The sequence below is a fragment of the Ruminococcus sp. genome (genome assembly GCF_016283395.1).
On sequence record NZ_JAEEMU010000055.1, the window covers coordinates 39,496 to 50,424 of the forward strand.

Annotated in this window: 8 protein-coding genes, 3 tRNA genes and 1 rRNA gene; 6 read left to right on the forward strand and 6 right to left on the reverse strand. The window is 43.9% G+C overall.

The annotated features are described in order from the left end of the window. Positions 1-111 precede the first annotated feature (111 nt). From QZZ41_RS14340 to QZZ41_RS14360, 5 genes are all read left to right on the forward strand, one after another. On the forward strand, positions 112-1,785 hold the full coding sequence (locus QZZ41_RS14340; protein ID WP_295073640.1) for a hypothetical protein: 1,674 nt from the start codon (positions 112-114) through the stop codon (positions 1,783-1,785). Between the two features lie 362 nt (positions 1,786-2,147). Then, positions 2,148-2,753, forward strand: coding sequence for a response regulator transcription factor (locus tag QZZ41_RS14345; RefSeq protein WP_295073643.1), 606 nt, complete (start codon positions 2,148-2,150; stop codon positions 2,751-2,753). Beyond that, on the forward strand, positions 2,732-3,946 hold the full coding sequence (locus QZZ41_RS14350; RefSeq protein WP_295073646.1) for a sensor histidine kinase KdpD: 1,215 nt from the start codon (positions 2,732-2,734) through the stop codon (positions 3,944-3,946). The genes QZZ41_RS14345 and QZZ41_RS14350 overlap by 22 nt, the downstream gene beginning before the upstream one ends. A 416-nt stretch (positions 3,947-4,362) precedes the next feature. Further along, the gene (locus QZZ41_RS14355) at positions 4,363-5,037 is read left to right on the forward strand and encodes an ABC transporter ATP-binding protein (RefSeq protein ID WP_295073649.1); all 675 of its coding nucleotides are present in this window, start codon (positions 4,363-4,365) and stop codon (positions 5,035-5,037) included. Between the two features lie 12 nt (positions 5,038-5,049). After that, positions 5,050-7,773: an ABC transporter permease gene (locus QZZ41_RS14360; protein WP_295073651.1), complete on the forward strand. Its 2,724-nt coding sequence runs from the start codon at positions 5,050-5,052 to the stop codon at positions 7,771-7,773. 431 nt (positions 7,774-8,204) lie between these two features. Here QZZ41_RS14360 and QZZ41_RS14365 read toward each other — a convergent pair whose 3' ends face one another. Further along, complete coding sequence (locus QZZ41_RS14365; RefSeq protein ID WP_295073654.1) at positions 8,205-8,696, reverse strand: GNAT family N-acetyltransferase; 492 nt, start codon at positions 8,694-8,696, stop codon at positions 8,205-8,207. 209 nt (positions 8,697-8,905) lie between these two features. Between QZZ41_RS14365 and QZZ41_RS14370 the strand changes: the two genes are divergently transcribed. Next, the gene (locus QZZ41_RS14370) at positions 8,906-9,328 is read left to right on the forward strand and encodes a hypothetical protein (RefSeq protein ID WP_028518506.1); all 423 of its coding nucleotides are present in this window, start codon (positions 8,906-8,908) and stop codon (positions 9,326-9,328) included. Between the two features lie 81 nt (positions 9,329-9,409). Here QZZ41_RS14370 and QZZ41_RS14375 read toward each other — a convergent pair whose 3' ends face one another. From QZZ41_RS14375 to QZZ41_RS14395, 5 genes are all read right to left on the reverse strand, one after another. Next, positions 9,410-10,075, reverse strand: coding sequence for a type II secretion system protein (locus QZZ41_RS14375; RefSeq protein ID WP_295073658.1), 666 nt, complete (start codon positions 10,073-10,075; stop codon positions 9,410-9,412). Between the two features lie 300 nt (positions 10,076-10,375). Continuing rightward, a tRNA-Asn gene (locus QZZ41_RS14380) sits at positions 10,376-10,451 on the reverse strand. 8 nt (positions 10,452-10,459) lie between these two features. Continuing rightward, positions 10,460-10,576, reverse strand: a 5S ribosomal RNA gene (rrf, locus tag QZZ41_RS14385). Positions 10,577-10,584: 8 nt separating this feature from the next. Continuing rightward, positions 10,585-10,656 (reverse strand) — tRNA-Glu (locus QZZ41_RS14390). Positions 10,657-10,662: 6 nt separating this feature from the next. Continuing rightward, positions 10,663-10,738: transfer RNA gene (locus tag QZZ41_RS14395), tRNA-Lys, on the reverse strand. Positions 10,739-10,929 lie beyond the last annotated feature (191 nt).

The window sequence follows — 10,929 nt, forward strand, 5'->3', positions numbered from 1 at the left end:
TACATAACGATCATATAAAAATATTCGGATCCTCGCTTTTTTAGCGTGTACTGACAATCAAACGCGACTATATGTATTATGTCCTTACTTAATTTTTGGGAGATGTGTAACATGAATCAAGACTCAATTTCATTTGATCTTGGCTGTAATTTCGATTACAAGCTTTTTGACTTTGTTGATGAGTACGATAAGAAGCACGCTATAACAAGCTTCTTCGGAAAGCTCAAATTTGACGGACTTCCGGGCGGACGTACAGCTTCTATCATTCCTGACTTCACACTCGATCAGCTTGCTGATTATGTCAAGGAATGTAAGAAGCGCGACATCACATTCAACTATCTTATCAACCCTCTTTCAATGGATCAGAACGAGATCGATCCTGTAGTGGGCAAGCAGATACGTGATTTTATCCACCAGATGTACGATCTTGGCATAAGAGCATTTACGCTTAATTCGCCTATACTTATAAAATATGTAAAGAGAGAATTCAAGGACGTTTTCGTAACACTTGGACTCTATGCTTATCCTACAACTATACAGCATATCGAATACTGGAGAAACTGGGGCGTTGATGAGATCACTCTCGATCACGGCTTCAACAGAAAGTTCGACCTGCTCAGAAAGGTCCTCACACAGTACAAGGATACAGACCTTCATCTCCGTGTAATAGCTAACAATCTCTGCCTCAGAGAATGTCCTTTCCGCCTTGCACACGGCTGCTTCGTAGGTCACTCAGACCCTGAGCTGTTCTCAATGGACTACTCACTTGTCAACTGTGCATACAAGAAAGTAACTCACCCTGCTGCTATCCTTACAGCTGAGTTCATTCGTCCCGAGGACGTTCACTATTACAGAGAGCTTGCAGAAGAGACAGGCAACAAGCACTTCTCTATCAAGCTTATCGACAGAACAAGAACAACCGATTTCCTCCACAGAGTGGTAAAGAGCTATATGGAAGAGTCCTACGACGGAAATCTTCTTGATATCGTTAACTGGCCACAGGCTAAGACAATTGCTACACGTCCCGATCAGTCCAAGGAAGGTCTCCAGGCAGGCGCAGATGCTCCTGCTGCAAGTGCTCCTATGGGTGCAGGTGCTCCCCCAATGGGTATGCCACCTATGGGTGCCGGCGGTCCTCCAATGGGTATGCCCGCAGGCGGTCCTCCTCCGTGGGTAATGGAAGGCAGACCTCCAAGACCAGGAGAGCCTGAGGAATGGGCAAAGAAGAACGGTATCACTGCTCCCCCAGCTGGTATGCCTCCTATGGGCGCAGGTGCTCCTCCAATGGGTATGCCACCTATGGGTGCTGGTGGACCTCCAATGGGTATGCCGGCAGGCGGTCCTCCTCCGTGGGTAATGGAAGGCAGACCTCCAAGACCAGGCGAGCCTGAGGAATGGGCAAAGAAGAACGGTATCACTGCTCCTCCAGCTGGTATGCCAGTAGGCGGTCCTCCTCCAGGAGTACCTAAGATGAGATGGATGGACAAGCTCAAGCCCGAGGCTATGATGAATTACGGAAGAACTATGCATCTTCCTAAGATGTATGTTGACAACAAGAAGCTCGACGGCTTCCTTGAGCACTTCATCAATAACAACAACTGTGCAAGTTCACTCTGTGTAAACGATATCCTCGAAGATGGTCAGACAGCTCCTAATGCCTGCGCTCATTGCAGCAACTGGGCTAAGAAGGTCATTTCTTACGACGAGGCTGAGATCGAACAGTGGAAGGGATTATGTTCAGGTGTTCTCCAGAGCATTGAAGACGGCTCTATCTACAGATATTGATAATTCAAAGCTGCATTGCGGATATCCTCCGCGGTGCAGCTTTTTTGCAGCGTGACGCTGCACCCTTGCCACGTTGATGCTCGTAAACTCGCTCACTCTTATCAATGCTCATATTCGTAAATCGCTTACAGCACTATCTGTAAAACACAGGCAGCGTTTCCTACAGTGCGCTAATGCTATTTTCTGCGTAAGGCTACACGGTCGGATAATATCTGCTACTACAGGCTGACTGTATTTTTTGCAGACGCGCAATGCGCGTCCCTACACTACTCACTAATCACTCCCCACTAAGCACTGAGCTTCTTGATTTTTGGCGGATTATATGTTAGAATTAAAGCAACTTTTATGACTGAGGTGAAAACATGAACACCATACTTCTCGTTGAGGACGATGAAACACTCAACCGCAATATCTCCCTTGCTCTCAGATCCGAGGGCTACACCGTTATCGCAGTCAGTACAACAGCGGCAGCCGAACTCCACGCACCAGAAGCAGACCTTATAATACTCGATGTCATGCTGCCTGACGGCAGCGGTGTTGACCTTTGCAAGCGGCTGAGAAAAAAGATACAGACTCCCGTAATATTCCTTACCTCATGCGATGACGAAGCAGATATAGTCCGCGGACTCGACAGCGGCGGCGATGACTACATAACAAAGCCTTTCCGCCTGCGTGAGCTTTTCTCACGTATACGCGCAAATCTCAGACGAGTACCCGATGTGCCCGAAATGGAGCTTACTGCGGTGGAGCAGAAGCTTCTCAGCTACCTCATGCTGAACCGTGAGCAGTACCTTACCCGTGAACAGATACTGGAATACCTCTGGGACTCAAAGGGTATCTTCGTAAACGACAACACCCTTTCGGTAAATATCAGCCGCCTGCGCGAAAAACTCAGCAAGACCACAGGCAGCGGCAGGATAGTCACCAAGAGAGGAATGGGCTATAAATGGACAGAACAGACCGATTAATAAACAACCGTGCTCCGAGAAAACTTCTGCTCATACTTCTGCTTATGATATGTATATCCGCAGCAGCGGCTTGGGGTATATCAAAGCTCTGCGCCGACAGGATAGTAAGAGAGCAGATAACTGCCGAGCTTTCGGCAATAGGTGACGGTAAATTCACAGGTGCTCCCGATGAAAAAGCAATAGCAAGAGCCGAGGAAAAACTCAGCGGCTACAGTATCGACCGTGAACTCTCCCCTACCATAATGTACAGCTACAAGTCCGTGCGCACGACTATATTCACCGCCATATTTGCTGTCATGGCTTCGTTATCGGTGATATGGTTTGCCATAGCGATACATGAGCTTATGAACATATACCGCGACCTTGAAAAGCTCCGTGCAGACTGCCTTAACGCTGCCGACAAAACTGACGGTACTATAGGTCTTTACGGCGAGGACTTGGGCTGTGTGCGAAGGATATCCGAAGCCGCAGACACGCTGACCGACCGAATGAACAATCTCCATTTCAAGCTCAATAACGAGCAGCGATTTCTCCGCGATTTCCTCACCGACCTCTCTCACCAGATAAAGACTTCTCTCGCTGTGGTAAGGCTCAACACGGATATGCTCAGCGAGCTTGACGACTTACCTCAGGAGCATCGTGACAAGCTCTCGGACGAGATACAGCTCAATCTCAGCAGTATGGAAAAGCTCGTTATCGAAGCCATAAAGCTTGCAAAGCTCAATGCAGATGCTGTAGAGTACAACATGGAGATAAATTCCCCTGCGGAGATATGCAGGATAGCTGTAAAGCGTATGTCTCCCCTTCTCAGAAGCAAAAGCATAAAAGTGAACGAAAGCCTTGCCGATGATATAAAGCTCAGCTGCGACAAGGGCTGGCTGTGCGAGGCTTTGGAGAATATTATCAAGAACTCCGCAGACCACTCCGAATGTTCAGAGATATCGCTGGAGTTGAAAGATGACCCTATAATGATAACATTGGCTGTTACCGACAACGGCAAGGGCATACCTCAGGAAGAAATACCGAAGCTGTTTGAACGCTTCTCCTGCCGTTCCAACGACAAGACAATGTACAGCTCGGGACTTGGTATGTCTATCGCACAGAAGATAGTCCGCGCCAACGGCGGAGATATAATGGTGTATTCGGAAGTCGGCAAAGGCACACGCTTTGAATTCGTATTTATCAAAGATTGAGTTGTTAGTTGTTAGTGCTTAGAATTGTAGGGGACGCCGCCCTCGACGTCCCGTTAGAAAACGTACAAATAACATGAACGTGCTGTAGGGACGCGCATTGCGCGTCCACATATTTCGTGTAAACACCAAATGGAACGCTGTAGGGCCGGCGTCCCCTACATATAATTACGGTATACATAATGGTTACGGAGAACTAATATTTGGCTGTCGAGGACGCCAGCCCCTACAAATGTGCTGTAAGCGATGTACGAGTATTGGTATTGATAATGGTGAGCGAGTTTACGAGCGACAACGTGGATAGGGTGCAGCGTCACGCTGCAAAAGCTGAAAATTTTTCAGCTTTTTTTCATTTTTGTAACATTACAGTAAGATAACCATGATAAACTAAAGTTACAATAAGAAACGGAGGTATCATTATGGACGACAACATCATTCTGAAAACCGAAAAACTCAAAAAAGAATACGGCTCAGGCGAAAACGCCTTTCTTGCTCTCAACGATGTAGACCTTGAAGTGAAGCAGGGGGAATTCTTAGCCATTACAGGCGAGAGCGGAAGCGGCAAGACTACTCTCCTAAACTGCATAGGCTCTCTCGACCGTCCCACAAGCGGCAAGATAATCTTCAACGGCAGAGACATCACCACAATGGACGATAACGGACTGTCCGCCTACCGCAGAAAGAGTATAGGCTTTATCTTCCAGAACTTCAACCTCATCCCCGTGCTCAACGTCGAGGAAAATATAGTTCTGCCGCTGAACCTTGACAACACTCCACCCGACAAGGAATTTCTTGAGGAGCTCCTCAAGCTCACGGGACTTGACGTAAAGCGAAACAACTACCCTCACGAGCTTTCGGGCGGTCAGCAGCAGCGTGTAGCCTTTGCGAGGGCACTTATCCATAAGCCGAGAATAATACTTGCGGACGAGCCTACAGGAAATCTCGACAGCAAAAACAGCCGCGAGATAATCTCTATCCTCAAAAGCTCTATCAAGAAGTACAATCAGACTCTCATACTCATAACCCATGACGGCAGCATAGCTGCTCAGGCAGACCGTATCTGCCGCATCACAGACGGAGTCCTCTCGGAATAAGGAGGCGATGATATGAAACATCTTATTGCACTGTCACTGAATTATATCCGCCGACAAAAGCTCCGCACTATCCTCACATTCATGTGTATAACCCTTTCGGCATTCATTCTCGCAACAGTCTGTGCATACGGAAGCAGTATCTTCACTACCCTGCTCAACTATGAAATAGACGAAGGCGGTTCGTGGGAGCTTGAAATCGCAAACTGGATAGACCATACACAGGATCCTGACAAAGCTGTAGAGACCGTAAAAGGTCACCCCTCTGTAGAGGATCACTGCTATTACAGTACCGAATTCATTTCTTTTGATTCGGAGAGCTTCGGAGCAAATTTCTTTGAAATATCCGACGGCAAAACAAGCTACAGGGTCCAAAATGCAGCTATAACCAATTGTGACGGAAATCCTGATCTCATAAGCCCTTATGAAATAGACGGAGGATTTTCTCTGAATAAAAGCGAGGGTATCTATGTATCAAGCATATTCAAGGATATGGGATACAATGAAGGCGACACAGTTACCTTTACTTTACGTCCTGCACACGGAAAATATGACGAAAACTCGCAGGTAATGAAAGAAATACGTTCTAAGCTGAAAGAAAAATACGGTACAGAATATACGACACACGATGAGGAATACGAAGAGCTTTCGGAAGAACTGAAAAGCAAAGCCAGCAAAGATAAAATAAGCAACCTGCTTAAATATAACAGGGGTATATTGCTTGATGATGCTCCTATAATCGATATAACCTACGGCGAACCTGTTGAATACACCATAAAAATAGCAGGCTTCACGGATATACTCCGCTCAAAGGAGAAATACATCGATATATTGAATAGAGACAGCGAAAAACTCAGCTTTGCGGAAATATCCGAAAAAAATCCCGATGTAATATATGATGACGATGATATGAAAGAAATGTATGTCCGTATCACCGACAACATTGACTTTGATGAAGCTGTAAAGAAACTTTTCATCGACCTCGGCTTTGATTATGACAAAAATTTCTATGACAAATCAGAATATTGGATCCGTACAAACAATTTCCTCCTGGCACTTGAATGGAAAAGCTCAGATGCTATATCATCGATCATACCTACCTTTGTAGTACCTGGTCTGATAATACTTCTTATAGCATGGTTCATAGCAAGATTTGTTATCGACAACGCCTTTGAAATGGCTGTACAGGAGCGAAGCACTCACTTTGCCGCACTCCGCGTCATGGGAGCTTCAAAGCTGCAGGTAGCAACAGTAGTAATGGCAGAAGCCATATTCTACATCTGCACAGCCATACCTTTAGGAATAATAGCCGCACTGCTCATATGCCGCTCGTCAGTCAATTCATTCAGTAATATCGGATTTTCAATGTTTGAATTCTCGGCAAAGCCTGCATTTATCGGGCTGGCAATATTTCTCTGCCTCATAGCTGTACTTATCTCAGCCTACACATCGGCAATGTGGGCAGCAAGAAAGCTCTCGCCTGCCGAAGCTCTCAATTTCGGCAAGCCAAAGCGCGGAAAGAAAAAGCTCAAAAAATCGAAGTCGAAGCTCGACCTCAACTCCAAGAAATTCCTGCGCCGCTATACCAGAAAGAATATAGGTGCAGCAAAGAGCCGTTTCATCGTTTCCACTATCACAATGGGACTGGGTGTGCTCATGTTCACGTTCTCGTCTCTTATTGCTATCAACACATATAAAGAAATGAAAGATATCGACAAAGATGACATATACGATTTCTGGATAGATGATTACTACAGCAATGATCCGAAAAACGCTATTGCCGATGTAAATAAAGCCTTTGGCGACAAGAAGATATTTGAAAAGATCAATATAGAGACTTATGGTGAAAGAGTATTTACACATTCAGATGAAATAGATTCATTACTCATATCAGGCACTTATCCCAACCCAGATGAAAACTCAAGAAGAGCGAGGATAGAATCTATAGACCGTGATGATTATGAAGCCGCAAAGCTTGACGAGCTTACAGGCATGAGCTATGACGAGCTTGTTGCATCTAAATCCGTTTTCAAAAACAATACCGATAAAAAAGAACGTGAATTTACTGCTGTACAGAAAGAAACGACAATCAAATTCACAGGTACGGATACAGAAATGAAGTTCATCGGTTCTGCAAAAAGCAAAATGAAAAAAGGATACGGCAATGCTATCCTGATACCTATTGAAAACACATCGGATTTAAACTTATATTACTATATCACACTCAAAGCCTCACCACAGCATTATCAGGAAGCAAAGAAAACTGTAGATGAATTCAAAATGGATCACAGTATCTCATTGGTAATGGATACTTATTTTGAAGGAACAGGGCTAACTTCATTTGTCAAGGCTATCGTAAAAATAGTTCTTGCCTTCCTCATATCCATATGGCTGGTAGGTATACTCTCAATGATAAACTCCGTAAATACCAGCGTACTCAACAGAAGCCGCGAGCTTATGATGCTCAGGAGCGTAGGCATGACGCGAAAACAACTCCGAAAGAGCGTGCTTATGGAAACTATCATGTTCTCAGCAACTGCTGCAATAGTCGGCACTATCCTCGGTGTTCTCATCTTTATACCTGTATGGAGCGAACAGCTGAGCAAGGTGATCGTGTCTATCATCATAGTAGTTGTCCTTTCACTGGTATTCAATATCATCATAGCTATCCTGTCAGCTATACCAGCAACAAAGAGCCTCGAAAAGGTCGAGTCCATAGCACAGGCAGTAAACAGATAAAACAAAAGAGCAGTTCGGGAAGAACTGCTCTTTTTGTGTGCAATATAAACGCACAAACACTGAGGGAACAGTGTCTGTACGAATAGGGACTAATTTTATGAAAGCCATTATGTCATTCATTCTCATTGTACCCTTTGTGCTCATCACAAGCAACATATTAATGATAATACATCTTTGTGACAAAAGCAATATATAAAGCGTGAAATGCATTTTTTGTGCGTGAAATGCAAATTTTGTTAACATCTAATTCATATTTGTCCCTATAACGGCATATAGACGCCTGCCAAAGCGTAATTTTTATGCTATAGCATCAGCATAGCCTGACAGCCTTTAGAATCATCAGGAGCGGCTCAGAGGAATATAATAGCAGAATTACACTCTTATCATTGAACGTGCCGTAAACGTCATTGTAGGCTCTCTCAGAGGATATATCATTTTCTTCTGATGTACATTACCTCTTGCAGCACCTTGCCGCCTATCTCAGAGCTCATATGATCTTCCGTATTTACAAAGCCATGCTTTTCATAGAAATGACGAGCTCTGTAATTATCCTCAAGCACCCAGATAAGTATTGACGTAAAGCCAAGAAGCTCCAGCTCTGCAATGCAGGCTTTAAGGAGTTCAGAACCTATTCCCCTGCCGATATACTCGGGCAGCAGGTAAATAGTAACTATCTCGCCGCAGCTGCTGAACTTCTCCCAGCGTGAGGGACAGAAGCTTGCTGTGCCGACTATCTTGTCATCTTCAAAAGCACCTATTTCAGTTCTGCCGTTTTTCAGGATATTGCCGCCCCACTTTTCCTTCGGGATATTATCAAGATAATCCTGCGGTATTATCCCCTTATATGCGAACTGCCAGCCCTTTTCGTAGATGTTTCTGACAGCGGAAAAATCATCTTTTTCTGTAATATGCCTTATAACCATACATATACCCCCATATAATTTTATAATCACATTATAGCATACTATTTTAAAAAAAGTCAATAGATAATAATACAAATCTATGAATTTGATAAAAATTCGACATAAAAACTGCTTAAAATACCTAAATAGCCAAAGGAAGAGCTATAATATACTTGATTTTTTTACTGACTTGTGTTAATATAAAATATAATACGAAAGGAGCGGTGACTATGGGAACATCTTACAAGTATAAATGCGACGAATGCGGATATGAAGAAGAATTCTTCGTGGGCGGCAGACTTATGACAAAAGACTACAAAAAAAGGACCGAAGAAGCAGAAGAAGAACTGCGCAGTGCCGCTCTCTACGGAAAATACGGCGAGACCGTCAGGCAGCTCATAAAGAATGAACGTGAAAAGATGTATGTCAACTGCGATACAGACCTCTATCAGTGTATGGAGTGCAGGCAGTTTTCCGTGCAGATAGCAAAAGAAATGTCCCTAAATCAGAAGGATTTTACGTTGACCATAGAATTCAGGCACGAATGTCCCGGGTGTCATTCCACACTTCTCAGAAAGACACGGGGTTCAATAACATTCTGCCCCAAATGCAAGATGTTCACCGCACAGCTTGTAAGTATAGGAAAATTCTGATACAAACAAAAAAACACGCAGGTGCGTGTTTTTTTGCTTATATAAATTAGGGGGCTTTATATAAATTAGGAGTGGGGGCGATTATAATGACGGAAGTGAAACGATGTCGTCAGCCTCTCCGCCGATCATACCTGCGAATATCTCAGATGCTTTCTGATCGTGAAGGTTTGTGCTGATACTCTGACCTGACGTATTATATCGTTCTCCGTTTTTGGAATTTGCCGAATACGTAAAGTGTATCTCACCGTCTCGGTAATTGATATTTATCTGGAAACGGTACCATTTCTTTCTCGACTTGCATATAAGTCCGTTGCACTGATCTTTTGTGAACTTATACTCTTTTATGTCACCTGTATTCTTGCCTGCTGACTTGATATATCCGTTTTCTTCAAGTATCTTTGCGATCGCATAGCTGCTTACACGGACTTCGTTCTGATCTACGTAAACATAGCCGTGATCATCTGCATCGTACTTGCTGCCGTCAGCATTAACACCTGAACTCCACGGATTTCTTGTAAATGACTCTATCTTGTCAGTGTCCATAGCACACTCGACCTCTATAGCTTTACATATAACATCGGCTGCACTTACATCAGCTCTGTTTCTTGCAAGCTCAATATATCCCATGATACTCGGAACAAGCATAGCTGCAAGAACACTTATGATACATATAACAACGATAAGCTCTATAAGGGTAAAACCTTTGGCTTTTACTCTGTTCTTAAAACTATTTTCCTGCTCGTTCATATGTCATCCTCCTAATCCTGAGGAATTTTCCTTAAATATATAATATCACGTTTAGTATATTTTGTCAAGAGAAAAGGGCGAAAATTCAAAGTTTTATAACATTATGTATACTTGTTGTAATAAAAATTGGTAGGATAACAAAAAAGGCGGCTAAAACGACGTAAAGCTGCCCTTTTTGTTATTTTTTCAGTATTTTCTACTGCCTTTTATCATAAAGCGATATCATCAATATCATAGAAATGAACAGATTCTAATGCTTGTAAATCAAAAAAAGTCCAATTCTATTGAATTGGACTTAATTGGCTCCCCCTGCCCGGCTCGAACGGGCGACAACTCGGTTAACAGCCGAGTGCTCTACCGACTGAGCTAAGGAGGAATATATAGTGTCGGCACTGATTTAGTTTCCCGGGCCGTCGCCAGCCAAGTATCGTCAACGCGAATGAGCTTAACTTCCGTGTTCGGAATGGGAACGGGTGTGACCTCATTGCCATAAGCACCGACTATTTATATGACCCGTACCAGAATCGAACTGGTGTTACCGGCGTGAGAGGCCGGTGTCTTAACCGCTTGACCAACGGGCCAAATTTTGGTGCACCATCGGGGACTCGAACCCAGGACCCACTGATTAAGAGTCAGTTGCTCTACCAACTGAGCTAATGGTGCATTTCAAACTGCTTAACTATTATACCACATTCAAGCAGTTTTGTCAAGCGATTTTTCAAATTTTTTGAAAACTTTTGAAGGAATAAAGCGTAATGCGAGGCAAGAACAAAGAAGTTCAGAAGTAAAAAGGAAAAGCCCTCGACCGATTAGTACTCGCAAGCTGAACGTGTCACCACGCTTACACTTTGAGC

What these genes read in the sequence shown, in the direction of transcription:
- QZZ41_RS14340 (WP_295073640.1), top strand. Translation starts at nt 112, where the DNA reads ATGAATCAAGACTCAATTTCATTTGATCTTGGCTGTAATTTCGATTAC.
- QZZ41_RS14345 (WP_295073643.1), top strand. Translation starts at nt 2,148, where the DNA reads ATGAACACCATACTTCTCGTTGAGGACGATGAAACACTCAACCGCAAT.
- QZZ41_RS14350 (WP_295073646.1), top strand. Translation starts at nt 2,732, where the DNA reads ATGGACAGAACAGACCGATTAATAAACAACCGTGCTCCGAGAAAACTT.
- QZZ41_RS14355 (WP_295073649.1), top strand. Translation starts at nt 4,363, where the DNA reads ATGGACGACAACATCATTCTGAAAACCGAAAAACTCAAAAAAGAATAC.
- QZZ41_RS14360 (WP_295073651.1), top strand. Translation starts at nt 5,050, where the DNA reads ATGAAACATCTTATTGCACTGTCACTGAATTATATCCGCCGACAAAAG.
- QZZ41_RS14365 (WP_295073654.1), bottom strand. Translation starts at nt 8,696, where the DNA reads ATGGTTATAAGGCATATTACAGAAAAAGATGATTTTTCCGCTGTCAGA.
- QZZ41_RS14370 (WP_028518506.1), top strand. Translation starts at nt 8,906, where the DNA reads ATGGGAACATCTTACAAGTATAAATGCGACGAATGCGGATATGAAGAA.
- QZZ41_RS14375 (WP_295073658.1), bottom strand. Translation starts at nt 10,075, where the DNA reads ATGAACGAGCAGGAAAATAGTTTTAAGAACAGAGTAAAAGCCAAAGGT.